The organism is Nocardioides panzhihuensis (genome assembly GCF_013408335.1).
GTDB lineage: Bacteria > Actinomycetota > Actinomycetes > Propionibacteriales > Nocardioidaceae > Nocardioides > Nocardioides panzhihuensis.
In genome coordinates, this window is the sequence record NZ_JACBZR010000001.1 from 4,827,141 (window position 1) to 4,846,200 (window position 19,060).

Annotated in this window: 19 protein-coding genes; 8 read left to right on the plus strand and 11 right to left on the minus strand. The window is 68.3% G+C overall.

Annotated elements, in window-relative coordinates:
* The first annotated feature begins 43 nt into the window (after nucleotides 1-43).
* Nucleotides 44-1,189, plus strand: coding sequence for a hypothetical protein (locus tag BJ988_RS22875; protein WP_179660177.1), 1,146 nt, complete (start codon nucleotides 44-46; stop codon nucleotides 1,187-1,189).
* A gap of 226 nt (nucleotides 1,190-1,415) precedes the next feature.
* The gene (locus tag BJ988_RS22880) at nucleotides 1,416-2,078 is read left to right on the plus strand and encodes a DUF433 domain-containing protein (protein ID WP_179660178.1); all 663 of its coding nucleotides are present in this window, start codon (nucleotides 1,416-1,418) and stop codon (nucleotides 2,076-2,078) included.
* Here BJ988_RS22880 and BJ988_RS22885 read toward each other — a convergent pair.
* Together BJ988_RS22885 and BJ988_RS22890 are read right to left on the minus strand one after the other, a co-directional pair.
* Nucleotides 2,041-2,355 carry a hypothetical protein gene (locus BJ988_RS22885; protein ID WP_179660179.1) on the minus strand — a complete coding sequence of 105 codons (315 nt, stop codon included), beginning with the start codon at nucleotides 2,353-2,355 and terminating at the stop codon, nucleotides 2,041-2,043. The two genes, BJ988_RS22880 and BJ988_RS22885, sit on opposite strands and share 38 nt — an antisense overlap.
* A 126-nt stretch (nucleotides 2,356-2,481) precedes the next feature.
* Complete coding sequence (locus BJ988_RS22890; protein WP_179660180.1) at nucleotides 2,482-4,806, minus strand: hypothetical protein; 2,325 nt, start codon at nucleotides 4,804-4,806, stop codon at nucleotides 2,482-2,484.
* 73 nt (nucleotides 4,807-4,879) lie between these two features.
* Here BJ988_RS22890 and BJ988_RS22895 point away from each other — a divergent pair, with 73 nt between their 5' ends.
* The 5 genes from BJ988_RS22895 (at nucleotide 4,880) to BJ988_RS22915 (ending at nucleotide 10,236) form a co-directional block, all read left to right on the plus strand.
* A complete protein-coding gene (locus BJ988_RS22895; protein ID WP_179660181.1) occupies nucleotides 4,880-5,878 on the plus strand; it encodes a glycosyltransferase in 999 nt (332 codons plus the stop codon).
* The gene (locus BJ988_RS22900; RefSeq protein ID WP_179660182.1) at nucleotides 5,875-6,897 is read left to right on the plus strand and encodes an NAD-dependent epimerase/dehydratase family protein; all 1,023 of its coding nucleotides are present in this window, start codon (nucleotides 5,875-5,877) and stop codon (nucleotides 6,895-6,897) included. The genes BJ988_RS22895 and BJ988_RS22900 overlap by 4 nt, the downstream gene beginning before the upstream one ends.
* Nucleotides 6,898-6,911: 14 nt before the next feature.
* Nucleotides 6,912-7,661: a class I SAM-dependent methyltransferase gene (locus tag BJ988_RS22905; RefSeq protein WP_179660183.1), complete on the plus strand. Its 750-nt coding sequence runs from the start codon at nucleotides 6,912-6,914 to the stop codon at nucleotides 7,659-7,661.
* An 80-nt stretch (nucleotides 7,662-7,741) separates the two neighbouring features.
* Entirely contained in the window at nucleotides 7,742-8,581 is an 840-nt protein-coding gene (locus BJ988_RS22910) for a hypothetical protein (protein ID WP_179660184.1), read from the plus strand.
* Complete coding sequence (locus BJ988_RS22915; protein ID WP_179660185.1) at nucleotides 8,578-10,236, plus strand: hypothetical protein; 1,659 nt, start codon at nucleotides 8,578-8,580, stop codon at nucleotides 10,234-10,236. The genes BJ988_RS22910 and BJ988_RS22915 overlap by 4 nt, the downstream gene beginning before the upstream one ends.
* A 13-nt stretch (nucleotides 10,237-10,249) precedes the next feature.
* On the opposite strand, the gene BJ988_RS22920 is transcribed toward BJ988_RS22915, so the two are convergent.
* The 8 genes from BJ988_RS22920 to folP form a co-directional block, all read right to left on the minus strand.
* Nucleotides 10,250-12,556 carry a glycosyltransferase gene (locus tag BJ988_RS22920; protein ID WP_179660186.1) on the minus strand — a complete coding sequence of 769 codons (2,307 nt, stop codon included), beginning with the start codon at nucleotides 12,554-12,556 and terminating at the stop codon, nucleotides 10,250-10,252.
* The gene (locus tag BJ988_RS22925) at nucleotides 12,549-12,923 is read right to left on the minus strand and encodes a hypothetical protein (protein WP_179660187.1); all 375 of its coding nucleotides are present in this window, start codon (nucleotides 12,921-12,923) and stop codon (nucleotides 12,549-12,551) included. Before BJ988_RS22925 ends, BJ988_RS22920 begins: the two co-directional genes overlap by 8 nt.
* Entirely contained in the window at nucleotides 12,914-13,594 is a 681-nt protein-coding gene (locus BJ988_RS22930) for a glycosyltransferase family 29 protein (protein WP_218861060.1), read from the minus strand. Before BJ988_RS22930 ends, BJ988_RS22925 begins: the two co-directional genes overlap by 10 nt.
* Nucleotides 13,595-13,819: 225 nt before the next feature.
* A complete protein-coding gene (locus tag BJ988_RS22935; protein ID WP_179660188.1) occupies nucleotides 13,820-14,413 on the minus strand; it encodes a hypothetical protein in 594 nt (197 codons plus the stop codon).
* 15 nt (nucleotides 14,414-14,428) lie between these two features.
* Complete coding sequence (locus tag BJ988_RS22940) at nucleotides 14,429-14,866, minus strand: DUF3180 domain-containing protein (protein WP_179660189.1); 438 nt, start codon at nucleotides 14,864-14,866, stop codon at nucleotides 14,429-14,431.
* A gap of 82 nt (nucleotides 14,867-14,948) precedes the next feature.
* Entirely contained in the window at nucleotides 14,949-15,515 is a 567-nt protein-coding gene (folK, locus tag BJ988_RS22945; RefSeq protein WP_179660190.1) for a 2-amino-4-hydroxy-6-hydroxymethyldihydropteridine diphosphokinase, read from the minus strand.
* Entirely contained in the window at nucleotides 15,512-15,892 is a 381-nt protein-coding gene (folB, locus tag BJ988_RS22950) for a dihydroneopterin aldolase (RefSeq protein ID WP_179660191.1), read from the minus strand. Before folB ends, folK begins: the two co-directional genes overlap by 4 nt.
* The gene (gene folP / locus BJ988_RS22955; protein ID WP_179660192.1) at nucleotides 15,889-16,713 is read right to left on the minus strand and encodes a dihydropteroate synthase; all 825 of its coding nucleotides are present in this window, start codon (nucleotides 16,711-16,713) and stop codon (nucleotides 15,889-15,891) included. Before folP ends, folB begins: the two co-directional genes overlap by 4 nt.
* Nucleotides 16,714-16,817: 104 nt before the next feature.
* Here folP and BJ988_RS22960 point away from each other — a divergent pair, with 104 nt between their 5' ends.
* Nucleotides 16,818-18,335, plus strand: coding sequence for a polysaccharide pyruvyl transferase family protein (locus tag BJ988_RS22960; protein WP_179660193.1), 1,518 nt, complete (start codon nucleotides 16,818-16,820; stop codon nucleotides 18,333-18,335).
* An 81-nt stretch (nucleotides 18,336-18,416) separates the two neighbouring features.
* Here BJ988_RS22960 and folE read toward each other — a convergent pair whose 3' ends face one another.
* Complete coding sequence (gene folE, locus BJ988_RS22965; protein ID WP_218861062.1) at nucleotides 18,417-19,055, minus strand: GTP cyclohydrolase I FolE; 639 nt, start codon at nucleotides 19,053-19,055, stop codon at nucleotides 18,417-18,419.
* Nucleotides 19,056-19,060 lie beyond the last annotated feature (5 nt).

Here is a 19,060-nt window from a genome sequence, read left to right on the forward strand (position 1 = left end):
GACGTCGCGCCCTTCCTCTCAGCTGCGACACTTGGAGCACCACATGCAGAAGACTCTGATCGTCCACTCCGGCACGTTCAAGACCGGGAGCACGGCGATCCAGACCTTCCTCGCCCGCGCAAGTCGCGAGGGGAAGCTGCCACCCGAGGTGGCCTACCCCACGATCGGCCGGGGCGAGCACAGCATCCAGCACCAGAACCTCTACTCCCAGCTGCTGGGTGAGGTGCTCTTCTCGCCCGCCCTCGGCACCTGGGAGCAGCTGGTCGAGTCGATCGTCTCCGGCAGCGCCGAGACCACGGTGATCTCCTGCGAGGCGTTCTCGATGCTCGAGCCCGAGCACATCAAGGCGATCGGCGAGTACGCACGCCAGGCGGGCGCGAAGGTCCGCTGGGTCCACTACGTTCGCGACCAGGCCACCTTCTACAACGCCTTCTACGTCGAGCGGCTGATGGTGATGCGGCCCGAGCACGCCGAGCTGGTCGACCTCCCCTTCGAGGACTTCCGCGAGTGGTCGCCCCTCGACATGAGCTTCCTCCGCTACGGCGAGTTCGCGGACACGATCACCGACGCCATCCCGGACGTCGACCTCAGGCTTCGTCCGTTCATCCGCAAGGAGCTGCGTCACGGGAACGCCGTCGCGGACTTCCTCGACACGTGCGAGCTCCCGATCCAGGGCGAAGGAGCCGGCACGAGCAACGTCGGGTCCGGCTGGCGGACCGTCGAGACCGCGCGCCACTTCGCTCCCATCGTGGCAGCGGCCCCCATGCGTGGCCGGCTCCGTGGCGCCGACTCCTGGAAGGCCACCCGGCTGCGGTGGATCCAGATCATCCGGGGCGACTACGTCACCCTGACCACCCGGCTGGGCTGGAACAAGTCCAGCGCGGTCTACATGACCCCTGAGTTCCGCCGGCAGCTACTCGACGAGTACCGCGACGACAATCTCACCATCGGCAAGCTCGGCGGCTTCTCCTTCACCGACATGATCGAGCAGAGCAGCTTCCCCGACTACAACATCGGTGACTACGCGAGCATCCCGGGCGACGAGGTGATGCAGGTGATGAAGCTGGTCATGCAGGGTCTGCACACCATCCCGGAGGAGATCCAGGAGGAGGTCGAGGCCGGTCGCGCTCGCAGGCGGGAAGCGACGCCCCCGCGGCGCAGGTCGATCCGCAGCATCCTGCGCCGCTGAGTCCTCACCTCACGCACGCACGTCCTGATCGATCGCCGCCTCGTAGAACGCGTCCGCGATCGCCGCGACCACGGCGTAGATCCCAGGGCCGTCTGTGAGCGAATCAGCTCGCTTTGTTTCAGTGCGTGCGCCAACAGGCCCGACTTCGAGGCCGCACCGGCCTTACGTTACTGCGAGACTGGGTGCGCCAGTGAGACACTGCTTCCCGACGGGAGGTTTCACCCTGATGACCGCTGACATCTACACGACACCGCTGCTGACCGCGCGCGAGACCGCGCGCTACCTCGGCATGCCCGAGTCGACCCTCGACCGCTGGCTCCTCCCTCGCGGCGCGGCACCGCTTGTCCACGCCGTCGAGCCCGAGCGACGAGGGTGGCCGCGGGTTCCGTTCGTCGGTGTCATCGAGGCGTACGTCCTGCGTGCTCTTCGGGACGCGCGGATGCCGCTCGCGGCCGTCGATCGAGCTGCGGAGCTTGTCCGTGAGGAGTTCGGAGACCCGTATGCGCTGGCCAGACAGCGGATCGCGACGGACGGGGTCGACCTGTTCGTCCGTCTGGCCGACGAGACCTCGCTGGTCAGGGCACGCGATCGCCAGCACGCCATCCCGGAGGTGCTCCACGAGCATCTGCGCCTGATCGAGTGGGCTTCGGACGGCGCCCCGAGGCGGCTCCATCTGCGGACCTTCCCCGAGGCTGCTGATGTGATCATCGATCCTCGGTTCGGCTGGGGAGCGCCGGTCCTCGGCGCGAAGAAGGTGCGGGTCGCCGATATCGTCGGCCTGTGGAAGGCCGGCGAGAGGATCGCGGACGTCGCCGATGAGTACGACCTGGACGTAGGCGTCGTTGAAGACATCATCCGAGCAGCCACACCACCCGCTGCCGCGGCCTGAGCTCTTCCTCGACCGAGGTCTCGGACGCCGAACGGCCGCAGCGTTGCGCGAGGCTGGCCTCGCCGTGCACTTGGTCGCGGACGTCTACCCAGACGACGCCGACAACAAGCTCGATGAACCGCTCCGTCTCCGCGATGAGCTGATCGATCTTCGTGGTCTGCTGGTCGAGGTCGACAAGGTTCACCAGGGCGTTCGTGGCCCGACCGGTGCACTCCTTCCCGACGAACGCCTCATAGGCGGCGTACTCAGCCCAGGAGAAGTGCGTCGCCCGGAACACCCGCGGCCCATACCTCGACGGCGCGATCATGGCGTGCCGTCAGCAACCGGGGACCATGGACAGTGCGAATTCACCAGAGACGCGTGTAAGAGATGGGTGTGGAGGTCGTTGCGCCGTTCTGCCCGGTCAACGGCCGCCGCTCGTATCCAGGTCGAACACGGAGTACAGCCCGCGCTTGAAGCGCGGCTGACCGAGCTGGCGGCGCAGGCCCGGGAGGTCGGCCCGATAACGACGGTCGACGACGATCCAGTCGACGCCGTGGTCGTCGCGCAGCGTGGCGATCGTCGCCGGTGACGGATCCGTGATCGCCGCATCGTTGGCCCCGAGCAGCTCCGGGTCCCAGAAGGGCAGGTACGCCGAGTTGTTGAGGTCCGTGGACGGCTGCCCGACGACCAGCGGGTCGATGTAGGCCCACCCCTCCACCAGGACCCGCCGCTCGGCGTACGCCGCGATCCAGAAGTTCCGGCGGTCGCAGTCGGGCACGGGCAGACCGATGCAGTGGGCGTTGGTCGCGATCAGCTCGTCCGGCTGCGAGTGCCCGCGGACGAAGCGGGCCGCAGCGACTCCACCGGGGCCGATGATGTCGGTGACGGGAGCGCGGTCGCCGGAGGGGCCGGCCACCGCGAGAGCGACGGTCTGCGGTGCTCCAGCGAGCAGGACCCCCGTCATCAACGCCGCGACGACGGGGAGCGCGGGAAGGGCCGCGCGTTTGGCATAGACGAGTGCGACGGCGGCGGCCGCCCCGAGCAGGAGCAGCCCGATGACGAGCTGGGTCAGCAGGGTCGAGGTGAACACCGAGCCGTCGGCCGGCATGTCGTCACCCACCAGTAGCCTCGCGGCCACGAGGGCGAGACCGCCGAGAACAGCACAGCCGACGTACGGGACGCCCTCGCGCCACGACAGATCGCCCGGGAAGAGTTCCGCGAGGGCAATGGCTGTGGCGACGGCGATGAAGCCGCTGGCGCCCAGCAGGAAGTAGGCCTGGCTCAGCGCCGGATGGCTCAGCACCATCAGCGCACCGGCGCCCGCGGCCCAGGGGCCCACCAGGAACACGAGCTCGGGCCGTCGCCAGCCGCCGCGCACCAGGGCGATGACGACCGGCACGACGGCGAGCACGAGACCGACCGTGAAGCAGATCCAGATCGGCACCGCCGCCGCCCCGGGGAGCGTCTCACCCTCCGGCAGCATCAGGAGGCCCAAGCGCTGGACGGTGCTGCCGTTGAGATCGATCGTCGTCGCCCGGGTGCCCCCGCCGTAGAACACCTGCTGCGCAACGAGGAAGACGACGACGGCAGAGCCGAGCAGGGCACCGAGCGTGCGGACCGCCCGCGTCTGGCGCAGCACGGCCGAGACCACGAGCGCGAGCAGCAGACCGGCGACGATCGTCGGTAGGGCGGATGACTTCGCGCCGGCCACGGCGGCCATGACGGCCACCGTCAGCACCCACGACCGCCACTGCCACCGCTCCCGCCGAATCATCTCGACGATCAGCACCATCAGGACCATCTGGAGCGGCATCACCAACGCGTGCGTCGGGCTGTAGAACGCACGGGTCACCGAGTCGAAGGCGAGCTGTGCGGGGCCGACCAGGCTGGTCCAGCCGAAGAAGTCCGGAGCCGCTCCCATGGCGAGGACGAGGGCAGCGACGAACCCGGGCCAGGCCCGGCCGGTGAGACGGAAAGCCGCTGCGTACGCACCTCCGACCGTGAGCAGGACGAGCAGCGCGATCGACAGGCCCCGCAGGAGCACGACGAGCTCGATGTCGGTGACCGTCGCTGCCGAGGCCAGATGGGCGTAGACCAACCAGTGGTAGAAGAGCGGCGTGCCCTCCACCCACGGCATCTGTGCGGGAAAGTGGTGGAGCAGATCCCCGGCGATCGCCAGGTGGAAGGGATCGTCGACATAGGGAGCCCGCACCGCCTCGATCGGACGCACCGACCACACCCCCCTCGCCGCCAGCAGCGCCTGGACGCACGCCACCGCAGCACCGGCCCACGACCACAGGCTCGCCCGCCCGATCACCACCGGCCGCGCGCCTCGGCGCCGGGTCACGACAATGAAGCCGACGAGGACGGCGACCGGGTAGGCGTAGATCAGCGGTGTGAGATCGAGCAGCCGCAGCAACACGTAGAGCGGAGCCTCGAGGACCAGTCCGAGGATGGTGCCGAGCACCAGGTCATTCCCTAGCCCAGGCCCCGGCTTGGCGACGGCTCGCCACACCACCGTGCCCGGGAAGGTGAGGAAGACCAGGACGTACGCGGTGAAGCGCAGCGCGTCGCCGAGCTCGACTCCCGCGACCCGGATCGCGAGGACGAGCATCGCGCCCACGACCAGCGTGCCCGGGAGCAGCCCGGACCAGGACCCTCCCGGGAAGACGCGATCCGAGAGCGTGCGATCCGAAGAGGACTTTGCGTCAGGTGCGACGCCTACGGTTGCCGGGTCTGCAGTCACGCGGGTGATCATGCCAACAAATCGACTACACGAAGTACACCAAACCCCCTCCGGATGCGCTATTTTCCTAGCGATGTCCCTCACCCACACCGTCTCCGTCGTCATCCCGGTCTACCGCGGTGCCGAGACGCTTCCCGAATTGGTGAGCGAGATCGTCGATCTCGCCGAGCCGGTTGTCACCCCGAACGGCCACCAAGGACGCGTCACCGAGATCCTGCTGGTCCACGACCACGGCCCGGACAGCTCGGACGTGGCCATGCGACAGCTCGCCGAGAAGTACGACATCGTTCGCCCGGTCTGGCTGAGCCGCAACTTCGGCCAGCACGCCGCCACCCTTGCCGGCCTGGCCTCGTCCGGCTCGGACTGGATCGTCACGATGGACGAGGACGGGCAGCACGACCCGGCGTACATCCTGCCGATGCTCGACACCGCGCTCGGCGAGCAGGCCGCGCTCGTCTACGCCCGCCCCACCAACCCGGCGCCCCACGGGCCGCTGCGCAACCTGGCCTCGCGCGGATCGAAGGTCCTCATCGACCGCGTCATGCCGGGCGGACGCGCCCGGCAGTTCAACAGCTTCCGCCTGATCCTGGGTGAGTACGGCCGCAGCGTGTCCGCCTACGCGGCCAACGGGGTCTACCTCGACGTCGCGCTGAGCTGGGTCATCGCCGACGTGGCGACCTGTCCCGTGGAGCTGCGCGAGGAGGGTGAGCGGCCCTCCGGCTACAGCTATCGCTCGCTGATGTCCCACTTCTGGCGGATGGTGCTCACCGGCGGCACCCGTCTGCTGCGTACGGTCAGCGTCTGCGGGGCCCTGCTCGCGACCTCCGGCATCGTGCTCGCGGTCGCTCTCATCGTCGCTCGTCTGGCCGGCGGCGTCGACGTCCAGGGCTGGACCTCGCTGATGGCGGCCATCCTGGTCTGCTCCGGCGCGATCATGCTCACTCTCGGCGTGATCGCCGAATACCTCGGGATGGCGGTCAACATGGCGATGGGCAAGCCGCTCTACGTGGTCGTCAGCGACCCCGCGAACGGCCCGCTCCGCCACGGACCCGGTCCCGGCCACCCCGAATGACGGGGACCGGCGCCCCGAGCAGACCCCCGACGTTCGTCGTCGGCAGTGGCGGTCTGCTCGGTCGCCACGTACGCCTCGCGCTGGAGCGCTCCGCGGCACCCGTTAGCACGGTGAGCGTGCCGTGGCACGACCCGATCGCTGCCCGCGAAGTCCTGAGGTCCGAGCTCACCTCGTTCCTCGGCTCGGCGACAGCGGCGGCGGCGGCGTCGGACGGACGCGTGAACATCGCCTGGTGTGCCGGCGCCGGCATCGTCGCCACCCCGGCGGACGAGCTCGAGACCGAGGTGTCGCTCTTCCGTGACGTGCTCGACGACCTGCGTGCAGCGCTGCAGCCCGACACCCGCCTGGCCTTCTTCTTCGCCTCCTCCGCCGGTGGCGTCTACGCGGGTTCGGCCGATCCCCCGTTCACCGAGCACTCCGAGCCTCGCCCGCTGGTGGCGTACGGCAGGGCCAAGCTGGCGATGGAGGAGGCGCTGACCGAGTTCTGCGTCGAGACCGGATCGGTCGCGCTGCTCGGCCGGATCACCAACCTCTACGGCCCGGGCCAAGCGCTCTCCAAGCCGCAGGGCCTCGTCTCCCAGCTGTGTCTGGCTCACCTGCGCGGCACCCCGCTTCCGGTCTGGGTCTCCTTCGACACGATCCGGGACTATCTCTACGTTGGCGACTGCGCCGAGATGGTCGCTGCGGCCCTCGACGGAATCCACGAGCAGGCCCGGACCTCCGGAACGAACGCCGTCGTCAAGATCCTCGCCACCGGCACCGGCGTGACCCTCGCAGCCGTCATCGGAGAGACCAACCGGGTCTTCAGACGACGAGCGAGGCTGCGACTCCCGGGTGCCGGCACTCCCAGCCACACCCGCGACCTGCGGGTCCGCAGCGTCGTCTGGCCGGAGCTCGGGCAAAGGTCTCAGACACCTTTCTCGGTCGGCGTGCGTCGCACCGCCGACGAGATCGCCTTGGCTTACGCTGCTGGGACATCCGCACTCCCGACCCAAGTGAGCGAGATCTCCATCCGATGACCCCGCTTGACCCGATGACCCAGACGGACACGCTGATGGGCAAGGCCGGCGGATCTCCTTCGATCGCCCAGAGCGACTACTGGTGGTATCGAGCGCGCACCCGGATCCTCGAGACCGTCATGAAGCCGTACGTAGGCGCCCCACGCCGTCTGCTCGACGTCGGCAGCGCCGACGGACCCAGCGTCACCTGGCTACAAGGCACCGCCGAGCAGCACGTCTCCCTCGACGTCGACCCGCGCGGGCTGACCGACGGCGGCGTGTGCGGCTCCGCGACCGGGCTCCCCTTCGCCGACGGCTCCTTCGACGTGGTCTCCGCCTTCGACGTCATCGAGCACTGCGATCGTGAGGACATCGCTCTCGCCGAGATCGAGCGGGTCCTGGCTCCCGGCGGCCGCTTTCTGATGTCTGTGCCGGCGTACAACTGGGCCTGGACCAGCCACGACGTCCACAACCACCATCACCGGCGCTACACCCGGCGGCGGGCGGTCGAGGTGATCGAGGCCGCTGGGCTGTCGCCCCTGCGAGCGACGTACGGCTTCACCGGGACGTTCCCGATGTTCGCCGCCCAGCGGCTGGTCACCCGGTTCAAGGAGCGCGGTCAGACCGACGCTCTCCCCGAGGGCGGCGTCGCTCCGCTCCCCACGGTCTCGCCTGCGACGGAGAGACTCCTGCTCGGTGCGACCCGCATCGACGAGCGACTGCTGGGCAGGCTGGATCTGCCGTTCGGTTCCTCGGTGCTCGTGGCGGCGCTCAAACCACACTGAAATCGCGCATACACTCTGACAAGCCTCGGCGTGCGACCTGAGCCGCCCGAGTCTGTTCGCTAGATCTCGGAGACTGACATTTGGACACGAGCAACCACTGGTACGGACACGCACACATCCTGTCCGAGTACTGCGGGCTCCCCTTCGAGGAGCCGCGTCCGATCTGGGGCGTGCTCCAACACGGCTGGAACCTCCTTCACGGCTTCGGTCCGGGTCACGCACCGCCCTACGGTTTCCCGAAGTTCGTCTGGTCTCACGCGAACCTGCGCCGCGGCCAGGCGATCGGCTGGCGCGACTACGCGGTGATCGGCGCGCCGTGGAACTACCTGCTCGAGCTCAAGAAGGACACCGAGCCCGTGCCGCCGGCCGCTGAGCGCGAGGGAACGATCTTCTACCCCTTCCACACCTGGGACCACGGTCAGGTCAGCGGCGATCACGACCGACTGATCTCGGAGATCAGAGACACCGAGGACGGTCCGGTGACCGTCTGTCTCTACTGGATCGAGTACGAGATGCCGGAGGTCCGGCGCAGCTATGAGGACGCTGGGTTCCGAGTCATCTGCCACGGCAAGCGAGGCACCTTGCGGCAGGGCACGGACACCCGTTTCCTCCACAAGCAGTACGCAGAGCAGATCCGCCACCGGCGGGTCGCCTCGAACCGACTGACCACGGCGATCTTCTACGGAGCCTCGGTCGGTTCCGAGGTCGCGGTCTACGGTGACCCGATGACCTTCTCCGACGTCAGGGACGCCAGCGTGCGGGACGGGAACGAGCAGGCCAGACGGCTGTTCCCGGAGTTCCACGGAGTAGAGACCGATGCAGAGGAAGTACGCGCCACGACCGTGCGCGAGCTCGGGCTGGACGCCATGGCGTCTCCTGCCGAGCTCCGCGCGCTCTTCGGATGGGAGCCCACTGGATGAACGACATCGACACCGTCTCGAAGAGCGACGCCTACGAGATCGTCTCGGGGGACATGTACGACTGGTCGGACCTGACCAGCGCTGACCCGTGCCCTCGCGGGCCGGTCCTGAGCCGATTCGCCGTTGCCACGGCGCGCGATGCCGCTCACCTCCTCGTCGTCGGCCCGCACGACCTCGAGCTGCTCGACGCCGTCCTCGGCCACGCGGCGAGAACCACCGTCGTGCTCCGGACACACACCGATGCGAAGCTCGTGTCCGAGCGGTACGCAGACAGGTCTGTCGATGTCGTCTGCGGAGACCTTCGCTCCTGGACCCCCGATCAGCCGGCCGATGCGGTGCTCGCGCTGGACGGCTTCGGACGGGTCTCGTCGATCGACGCGGCCCCTGCGGACTGGCACACGATCTCCGTGCACCTCGCCCGCCTGGCGACACGCGACTCTCGTCTGGCAGTGGTTGTCCCGAACCCAGGATCCCCGCTCGAACAGCTCAGGGCCGTCGCCTCGGAAGCCTCCAACGAGGATGCTGACTGGTCGTTCCCGATCCATGATCGTGCACACCCGCGAAGCCTCGTCGATGCGAGCGCACGGCTCGGAGGCCACGGATACACCCTGTGGCCCGATGTCGCTGCTCCCACCTTGGCCGCAGTTCCCGACGCGTGCTCGGCGGCGCTCGCCATCGCTCATGGCCGACCCGCCGACACCGCCACGTTGCGCGAGCTGCAGCCTGCGCTGGCCCAGACGCTGGACACCTTGGGAGTCACGGCAGCCGCCGGCGGCTGGCTGGTCACCCGCGGCCTCGAGGGAGTAACCGCGCGAAGCGCGGACACGATCGGGTCGATCCTCGGAGTCGATCGGAGCGGCAACGCGACGTCATGGAACGCTGCCGACCGTTCGTGGCTGGTCGAGGCCATGCGCGACTCGGCACGACGGGACGCCTCGGGCCTGCGCAGCCGCGTACGCCGGCTGCGCGACGCGGTGGACGGCGACCCTGAGCGCTGGCGCGGTCTCCAGGTCGACGAGATCGGCCTCGACGCCGACCGTCTCGTCCCGGTCCACGACTCCGCGGTGAGGCTCGGCGCCTCCGCCGACGAGATCCTGCTGGGGCTGCTGGACGAGCTGGCCGCGTTCATCTGCGTGGCGGGATGGCGGCACCCCTGGCCAGCCGGACGCGGGCGGGACGAGCTCACCGTCCTTCTCGCCGCGACCGTCGACACAGTGGTGACCCCGGCAGACGTACGCCGGGTGCGCGAGCGGAGGGAGTCCGCACTCTCGTCGAACGGGATGACTCCTGTTTTCGCACGCCGGACGTCGCCGGCCGAGGCCGACACGAGCGAGCTGCGGAAGCTGATGGACGAGAACGAGGCGCTTCGCGGTCAGGTGACCTGGTTCAAACAGCAGATGCGTCAGCGGCAGACGATGACCCACGAGGTCCGCACCGCAGCCCGACGCGACGTCGCGGCCCTGAACGGTCGGATCAAGGAGCTGGAGGATCAGCTGAGCGCTCAGCAGACCACCTCCATCAGCCGCGTCGCCAAGCGTGCCTCGAGCGTCCCGTCGCGGGCCCGGGCCCGCCTCGGACGCCTGCCCGGAGCCCGGCGTGCGGCTCGCCTGCTCAGAAGGGCTCTCGGCGCGCTCCGGCGCGCAGTCAGGCGCTAGTGGCGCGTGCCGGTCACGCCTCGATGGGCGTGACCGGCGCGAGCCGCAGGTGGATCTCGTCGGACCAGCCGAACTCGAGCTTCGCTGCCTCGCTTGCGGCGGGCTGAGGCACCCGCTCCCCGAGCTCACGGGCCACGACGATCGGCTTGTGCTCGCGGCCGTCCAGCAACGACCACGACGATGTCGCACAGACGTCGTGCTCGACGGCGGCGTCCTGCATCGCGCCCACTGGGACGGTGATCAGGAAGACGCCGTCGCGATCGACCACGTCCAGCGGGACGTCGAGGGGTCTCTCCGGGGTCGGCCAGGTCCGCAGCAACGCGCCGGTGGATGCCAGTCGTGGGCCGTCCGGACCGCGCAGGATCAGCTGCTGACCCTGCCACCACCCGTCATGCACGACCGGACGGTCGTGGGCTGCGGTGATGACGAAGCACCCGTTCGGATCGCGGGTGGCGTTCACCGCGCGCCCTTTCATCAGCGATCGAGACCCGAGGAAGTCCGGGTGGACCGGTAGCGGAGACGTACGCCCGTTCCGGACCAGCTTCACCCGGGTCGGCACGATCTCCTCCATGGGCACGTCCATGCCGGACTTCTCGAGGACGGCGTCGACGGGCACCGTCAACCGCCATGGGGTGATGCCTCGATCGCCTCTATCCCCGATGGTCAGCGGGTGAGTCACCACCGCACCGCTGCGGTCGGTGAGCGTCAGCTCTGCGTGCTCAGGACGTCTGCCGCGGAACGCGCCGCGGATCTCGATCTCGTCGCCGAGGTCCGCGGTGTGATCCACCCACGCGTCCGGAAGGTCACGAACGGTGATCCCGAAGCCACCCGGAAGGCGTCCTGGGCGACACCAGCGGTTGCCGATACGCCGCCAGCCCTGCCACCGCTCGCGTCCGTCTCCCGAGGTCGCCACCTGGATCACGTCGCGAACATCGCGGTTACGGATGCTGATCATGAGGCGCCACTGGCGATCACCCGCCAGTCGCGATGGATCGATGCTCAGCTCGAGCGTGGACCTGTCGTCCTGACCGAATGCGATCGCCCGCGGCTTCGTGACATGGTCCACCGGGATCTTGGCGCCGGCGGGACTCTGCAGCCACACCTTGAAGCGGGTTCGTCGCGCGAGCGCGAGGGTGTTGACACCGACGTTGACCCGGACCGCGACTCGGGACCCGCTCCACCAGGCCTCGGTGGCCACTGCCTTGGGCTTCAGGTAGGCGGGGGCCAGACGGAAGACCGATTCGGGGACGCCGACTGCGGCGTCCTCGAAGGTCGGGAGCTTCGCGTACCAGCCATCCGATCGTCGGGCCAACGGCGCCAGCGTCCCGTTCTCGGCTCGATACCGGGTCAACGAGGTCAGCGCGTCACGTTGGCGGCGCCTCAGCAGGTCGAACACGAGTCGCTCGAACGGTCCTTGACGATCGAGGATCGTGTCGTCGATCCGCGCCAGGTAGCGCGCGGCGAGGTCGAAGATGCGTCCGGCCTCGTCGGCGGGGTGGTCCTCGATCGATCGGGCGAGCACCTGGACGTCCGTGGCGGTGAGATGCGACTTCACCAGGTCGGCGAGGTAGGGAGCCTGCTCCTCGACCATCTCGAACAGCATCTCGGCCGAACGTACGCGGTCCTCGAGGTTGTCGAGATGCCAGTGGCTCTGCGTGATCGATGCCTCGCCACCGTCACGGTGACGCCAGTAGTAGACCGGCTCGGCGAGGACATCGACCTGTCGGGCGCGGATGTGCGCGGCAAGGGCGACCGGGTAGTCCTCGTACAGCATGTCCGGGTAGCTGAGGCCCGCGGAGTCCCAGAAGTCGCGCCGGTAGACCTTGTTCCAGATGTAGCGATCGATGCCCAGGATGTGGGTCCGGCTGCAGTGCGTAGCCATGCGGGTCGTGACGAACAGCCGCCGATGAGACCACGACTGCCAGACCGACACCGAGTCGAAGCGACGAGCGTTGCCCGCCACGAAGTCGGAGCCCGTCTTGGCCAACGTCTCCGTCATCAGCTCGTAGGCGTACTCAGGCACGTAATCGTCGGCGTCGACGAACGCCAGGAGATCGCCCGTGCTGTTCTCGACGCCGATGTTCCGGGCGACCCCGACACCCACCTTCGCCGAGGAGACCCGTCGGAATCGTGGATCGACCGAAGCGAACCGGTCCGCGATCTCCGCGGATCCATCGGTGGACGCGTCGTCGACCATGACCACCTCGAGGTCGGAGAAGGTCTGGGTCCGAAGCGACTCCAAGCAGGTCTGAAAGTAGGGCGCTACGTTGTGGAACGGTATGACGATGCTCAGTGCGGCCTGCGGCCTACGCTCACCCAACGCGGTTGCCGTCCTCGAGTCGTCGCAACCGCTCCTCGAAACGCGAGGCTGCGGTGATGCGGGCGCGTACCTGTTCCTGCTGACGCTGGATCTCGGCCCACATCGAGGCGGCGTCGACGTTGCCGCCTGCCGTGGCGTCGGTGGCGACGTTGCCCCGCTCGACGGCCTCGCGCAGGCTCTCCAGACGCGCTTCGAGGGCCGCGACCTGCGGGCTGACCCGAGCGAGCTCGCGCTCGAGGTCACCGATGCGGACCCGCTGCCGGTCCGTGATCGCACGCAGCTCCTCGATGATGGCGCGAGACTCTTCCGCGTCGGCAGCGGATCTGACTTTCTTGATGACCTCGCCGCGCAGTCGGTTCAACGCCATAGAGACACCCGTTCCTCCTTGAGCCAGTCGGTCACCACACGCGCCTCTGCCTCGATCCGATGTTCCCGTGCCACCGGCGAGGATCCGCCGATCTGGTAGGTCCACTCCGTCTGCCCCGGGTCGTCGACGAACGAGAACCCTGACAGCCGGATGTCGGCCTCCGGGAACAGGTTGACCGCCAGCCACGCGGCGGTGAAGCCCGTGGTCGGCGCCAGCTTCTCGGTCCGCCAGGGGATGTCGAGCTCGTCGCCGATACGAGGGAGCACCTCCGCGTTGGGGAGGGGAACGAAGCCCAGATCGGGCGGCCACGACATCGGCCACACCTCGGGACGGCCGTGGAAGCGCATCGGCTCGGCGAGGAGGTAGAGGCGCTCCCGGTAGCGGTCGAAGGTGTGCCGCGTCGGACGGGTGATCCGGTTCCAGACCACGACATCTGTTCGCGACCCCTGAACGCGCGGACCACCGGGGTCGTCGAGCACGAAGCTGTTGACCCGGATGACCAGGTCTGAGTCGTCGATCGCCTGTGCACGCTCGTCGCTGGGCCCCAGCGGAGCATTGCCGAGCACGGCGACCGAGGTGACCGGGGTCCTCCTGGCATACGTTTCCATCAGGTCGCGCAGATAGACGAGGCCTTCAGTGATCGTGACTGCCCTCTCGGCGATCAACGTCACCGGTGTCCCCCTTCCAACGACTCTCGTCGCAGCGTCACCACAGCTCGCTGGGACGCGACAGATGCGTTACCCGTTCCGGAAAATCCTAACGAGCCAGTCGTCCGGCAGTTACCCACCCGAGTACCTGTTTGGGCGTGGGGGCGTTATTTCACGCGCGCCGGATCCAACTGCGGTGACAATGTAGATTCCTCGTCACCATCCGTACATCTGTCTGCCGTTCGCCGGTCAGGCGGACTGAGCCCCGCTCCAGCTGGTGCGCTCGACCTCCAGCTCGGCGCGCACGGCGTCCAGCTCGGACTCCAGCTCGGCGACCCGGATGGCCGCCTCCGCGGCATCCGCTTCGACGGCCTGAAGCCTCGCCTCGAGATGCTCTCCGCGAAGCTCGGCCTGGGCGGCCCGGCGAGCTTCGTCGCCGCGGCGGCGGACCGCCTCAGCTGCGCGCTGGTGAGCAGCGGCCAGGGCTGCCTCGAGCTCCTCGACGGCCTGGACGCGCTCGGCGAGCTTGGCATCCATGTGCTCGCGGAACTCGGCGTTCTCCTCGGCCCGCTTCTCGGACTCGACACGGAAGGCCTGAGCCTGCTCGGCGCGGTCGCGCGCCCAGTCGCGGCGGGTCTGGAGAAGCTCGGAGTGGGTGATCTTGGTTGCGGCTGCGCCACAGGCGAGCCCGAGAACGGCCGCGAGCACGACGACCAGCCACGACCCGGAGGCCACCGCAGCGGTGATCGTGATGGCGGCCAGCGCCAGCAGGGCTACAGCAACCGTCAGGCGTGTGCTGCGCTGACGCCTGCGTGTGACTGGAGTTGCGGATGGGGAAGGCATGCTTCCACGGTACGGCTAGTTTTCATCGGGTTTGCGGACCCGGCACGCGTGTTCGAGGAGTCGAGCGGCGATGACGATCGTGGTCCCGGCGACCGCCGCCACGGCTGAACGCACCAGCCGATCCCCCGCGGCCGTGCTCATGTCGTAGCCCAACCAGCTGATCGCGTAGCCCAGGTAACCGCCGGCGAGGAGCGCTCCGACCAAGGCGCAGGCACGGGCGAGCACCAGCCGGTTGACCGCCTGATGAGCCTCGATCCGCTCACCGCGTACCTGTAGCTGGCGGTGCGTGACCCAGGCGGTGACACCCAACGTGGCCGCGATCAGCAGCAGCAGCATCGGCTGCGCCCAGGTGACGACCGGCGCGACCCCGCGCCAGGCCTCCACCACGGGGTGAGCCAGCCAGCCGCCGACGATCCCGATGACGGCCCACGCCGTGATGGCTCCACCCGACATCGGGCGGAGTCGGCGCTCGTCGTCGGCGGGATCCTTCTCCGGACCCTGGTCGGGGTCCTCGGGTGTCGCGCTCAGGTCCGGCTCAGAGCTCGAGAACGAGGTCGTCGCGCCGAGTGATGCCGCCCTGCCCGGACGTCTCCAGCAGCTCGGCGATCGGACCCACACCCGGCAGATCAGCGTTCGGCTCCAGGTCGAGCCACGGCTTGAGCACGAAGGCCCGCTCGTGTGCGCGCGGATGCGGCAGCGTCAGCGACTCCTCCTCGAGGATCTTGTCGCCAACAGAGACGAGGTCGATGTCGAGCGTGCGCGGCTCGTTGAAGATGCCGCTGCGCGAGCGCCCGTAGGCGTCCTCGATGGTGAGCGCCCGCTCGAGCAGACGCGTCGGCGTGAGAGTGGTGTCGGCGAGGACGATCGCGTTGAGGTAGAGCTCAGCACCCTCGGGGGAGTCGACCGGCTCGGTCTCGTAGACCGGCGAGACGGTGGTCACCCAGACGTCCGGGGTCTCAGCGAGAGTGTTCAACGCGTCCTGCAGATTTGCCAACCGGTCCCCGAGATTGGAGCCCAACGACAGCACCGCCCGTCGAATCGGCCGCATCTCCCCGGTGAGCGTGTCGGCGTCGATGATGTACGGGTTGGGTACCTCTGTCACGTGCTCTGCCTCCGGGTGATCGTCAGGGTGACGTCTTTGAACGTCGCTTCGATAGGCGCCCCCGGTTTGTGAACCGTAACACGTACCCAAAGCGCGCGGATGTCTGCAAGGCAAATGTCCGCGATCCGCTGGGCAAGCGTCTCGATGAGGTCCACCGGGTCGCGCTCAACACTAGTTTTGACCGCCATTGCGAGACTTCCGTAATCGACGGTGTCATGCAAGTCGTCCGTCTCCGCGGCTCTGCGGGAGTCGGTGCCGATGACCAGGTCGATGATGAACTTCTGCCCCTCACGGCGCTCGAAGTCGAAGACTCCGTGGTGGCCGAAGCACTCCAGACCGATGATCTGAATTTCGTCCGCAGGTTCTGCGATGTTCATCGAATGGTCTCCCTCGCTCCGATCGTCTTCAGCTTTGCTGACGCCGCAAGGGCGTCCTTGGCGGCACGTACGTCATGAACACGCGTGGCCCATACGCCGCGTTGCGCAAGGAAGACGGTGATCGCATCGTGGGCGCTCTCCCGCTCGGTCACCGGGCGTGGTGTGCCGTCGGGGGCGGCCAGCAGGCGGCCGAGGAACGCCTTGCGGCTGGCGCCGATGAGCAGCGGGAAGCCGAGCTTGTGGAACTCCTCCACCCCCGCCAGCAGGCGCCAGTTGTCATCGGCCGTCTTGGAGAAGCCGAGCCCGGGATCGATCACGATGTTGTCGTCCAGGATCCCGGCCGACCGCGCCGCCTCGATCCGTTGCTCGAGCTCCTGCTTGACCGTGGCGACCACTCCGTCGGCGTAGACGAGATGGTCCTCGTGCTGCATCTCCGCGCCGTGGGCGCGCCAGTGCATCACGACGTACGTCGCGCCGTGGTCGGCCGCCACCTTCAAGATCTTCGGGTTGGCCAGACCGCCCGAGACGTCGTTGATGATCATGGCCCCGGCCTTCAGCGCGGCCTCGGCGACCTCGGGACGCATGGTGTCGATCGAGAGGGTCGCGCCCTCTTGGGCCAGCGTCTCGATGACCGGCACCACGCGAGCCAGCTCGTCGGCGACCAGTGGCCTGGTCGCCCCCGGCCGGGTCGACTCGCCACCGATGTCGAGCAGGTCTGCGCCTTGTGCCAGGAGCGCGTGCCCGTGAGCCACCGCATCGTCGGTCGCCAAGAACCGCCCACCGTCGCTGAACGAGTCGGGCGTGACGTTGACGATCCCCATGACCTGCACGGTTCGACCCTATCCGGCGTCCTAGGAGGAGCCGACTTGACCATCTGGACCCGCTCAGCAAGGCTGCCCGCCTGCTCATTTGACTTGGAGGCATCGTGCCCAGGATCCTGCTCCGCTCAGCCAGGGACCCCTTCGACGTGATCGAGGCGGCCGACCCGCGTGCGTGGGGCATCGGGTTCTACGGCACGAATGTCGGCAATCTTCTCTTCGCTGACTCCACACACCGGCTCCTCAGCGTGCCTGGAACCGAGATCGTCCCGAACCTCTTCGCCCATGAGCGACGCGCGTTCACCGCCGACGAGGTCGCGGCGACCAACGACGAGTACGACCACTTCGTGGTGCCGCTGGCCAACGCCCTCCGACCGGAGTTCACCCGTCCGCTGACCCGCTTGACCACGTTCATCGAGCAGATCTCGATCCCGACCACCATCGTCGGCATCGGCGCGCAGCTCTCCCTCGAAGAGCTCGACACCGCTCCCGACGACGAGCTCGCAGCTCTTCACCGGCGATTCATGAACAGCGTTCTCGAGCGGTCCGCGAAGGTCGGCGTACGCGGCGAGATCACCGCCGCCTATCTGCGACGGCTCGGATACGGGGACGAGCACGTCGAGATCATCGGTTGTCCGTCGATCTACCTCAACGGCCCCGACGTCAGGGTCCGCGACGAGCGTTCCGCACCGATCGCCACCGATGACCCGGTCGCCGTCTCGATGAGCCCGCTGACCTCGCCCTGGTTCGAGACGTACGTCGATGCCTTCGCCGATCGGCACCCGCGTATGACGTACGTCGGCCAGACCCACCACGACTTCGCGATGCTCCAGTGGGGACGACACCGTCAGCCCGAGATGGGTATCGACCGCGACCACCGGCTCTACTTCGAGGACCGGACGCGGATGTTCCTCGATGCGGGGTCCTGGATGCGGTTCCTGGCAACCCAGAGGTTCGCGTTCGGCACGCGCATCCACGGCAACGTCGCTGCGGTGCTCGCCGGGACCCCCGCCATGGTGATCGCGCACGACTCCCGTGTGCTGGAGCTGTGCGACTACCACGGCCTGCCCTACACGATGCTCGACTCGATCACACCCGAGACCACGGTCGACGAGCTGTACCAGGCAGCCGATTACACCGGCTTCCACAACCGCTTGGCCGAGGGCTGGAAGCGACTCACCGCGTTCCTGGACAATGCCGGTCTGGCGAACGTCGCACAGCCGGGTCAGATGAGCGCTGCGTACGACGACGCACTCGCCGCCCTGGACCCGGCCGCACCTGTCGTCACGCTCCGCGGGTCAGGCGACGACGCTCTCCGGCGCATCGAGGACCGGATCAACGCCCTGAAGATCGCCACCGAGCACGCCGAGAACGCCGCGAAGCGGCGCGAGAAGGAGCTCGCGAAGAAGGTCGCCGCGTCATCGAAGAGCCAGACCAAGCGAATCGCAGCTCTCGAGTCGACCACACGCAAGCAGCAGGCCCGCATCGAACGTCAGGCCAGTCGCCTGGACCGCCAGCGAGCCCTGATCCAGGACCTGCGTACGGACCTCGCTCGTCATCAGGAGCAAGCTGGCCTTCGCAGCTTCCTCCGGCAGCTTCGCCGCCGGCTGCGTCGTTCCGCATAGGAAGTCGCGCAGCAGGCAGTGCGCCCGCGCGATCTCTTGGGGCGCGTCCCGGAAGCTCCTAGGCGCTTCCGGGACGTGCCACTAGCGCGTCCCGCCCCGGATCAGGCTCATCGCCTCGGCCCGGGTGGTCGCGTTGGAGCGCATCGTGCCGCGTACGGCGCTGGTGATGGTGCGCGCACCGGCCTTCTTGACCCCACGCATCGTCATGCACAGATGCTCTGCCTCGATGACCACGATGACGCCACGCGCGTCGAGAAGGTCCATGAGCGCGTCGGCCACCTGAGTGGTGAGTCGCTCCTGGACCTGCGGCCGCTTGGCATAGACGTCGACCAACCGGGCCAGCTTGGACAGGCCGGTGATCTTGCCTGAGGTCGCCGGGATGTAGCCGACGTGGGCGACACCCGTGAACGGGACCAGGTGGTGCTCGCACATCGACCACAGCTCGATGTCGCGGACCAGGACCATCTCGTCGTGGCCGAGATCGAAGGTCGTGGTGAGGACCTCCTCGGGCGTCTGGTGCAGCCCGCGGGTCACCTCCTGGTAGGCCCGGGCGACCCGAGCGGGAGTATCGATCAGCCCCTCGCGGTCGGGATCCTCCCCGATCGCGTAGAGCAGCTCGCGCACGGCCGCTTCGGCCCGCTTCTGGTCGAAGGTCGGAACGTCCGCCACGTCCCGCTCGGGGACGTGGACGGGCGCTACCTCATCGAAGGTCTCAGACATCTGAT

What these genes read in the sequence shown, in the direction of transcription:
- BJ988_RS22935 (WP_179660188.1), bottom strand. Translation starts at nt 14,413, where the DNA reads ATGCCTTCCCCATCCGCAACTCCAGTCACACGCAGGCGTCAGCGCAGC.
- BJ988_RS22940 (WP_179660189.1), bottom strand. Translation starts at nt 14,866, where the DNA reads ATGTCGGGTGGAGCCATCACGGCGTGGGCCGTCATCGGGATCGTCGGC.
- BJ988_RS22895 (WP_179660181.1), top strand. Translation starts at nt 4,880, where the DNA reads ATGTCCCTCACCCACACCGTCTCCGTCGTCATCCCGGTCTACCGCGGT.
- BJ988_RS22925 (WP_179660187.1), bottom strand. Translation starts at nt 12,923, where the DNA reads ATGGCGTTGAACCGACTGCGCGGCGAGGTCATCAAGAAAGTCAGATCC.
- BJ988_RS22905 (WP_179660183.1), top strand. Translation starts at nt 6,912, where the DNA reads ATGACCCAGACGGACACGCTGATGGGCAAGGCCGGCGGATCTCCTTCG.
- folB (WP_179660191.1), bottom strand. Translation starts at nt 15,892, where the DNA reads ATGAACATCGCAGAACCTGCGGACGAAATTCAGATCATCGGTCTGGAG.
- BJ988_RS22915 (WP_179660185.1), top strand. Translation starts at nt 8,578, where the DNA reads ATGAACGACATCGACACCGTCTCGAAGAGCGACGCCTACGAGATCGTC.
- BJ988_RS22880 (WP_179660178.1), top strand. Translation starts at nt 1,416, where the DNA reads ATGACCGCTGACATCTACACGACACCGCTGCTGACCGCGCGCGAGACC.
- BJ988_RS22875 (WP_179660177.1), top strand. Translation starts at nt 44, where the DNA reads ATGCAGAAGACTCTGATCGTCCACTCCGGCACGTTCAAGACCGGGAGC.
- BJ988_RS22900 (WP_179660182.1), top strand. Translation starts at nt 5,875, where the DNA reads ATGACGGGGACCGGCGCCCCGAGCAGACCCCCGACGTTCGTCGTCGGC.
- folP (WP_179660192.1), bottom strand. Translation starts at nt 16,713, where the DNA reads ATGGGGATCGTCAACGTCACGCCCGACTCGTTCAGCGACGGTGGGCGG.
- folE (WP_218861062.1), bottom strand. Translation starts at nt 19,055, where the DNA reads ATGTCTGAGACCTTCGATGAGGTAGCGCCCGTCCACGTCCCCGAGCGG.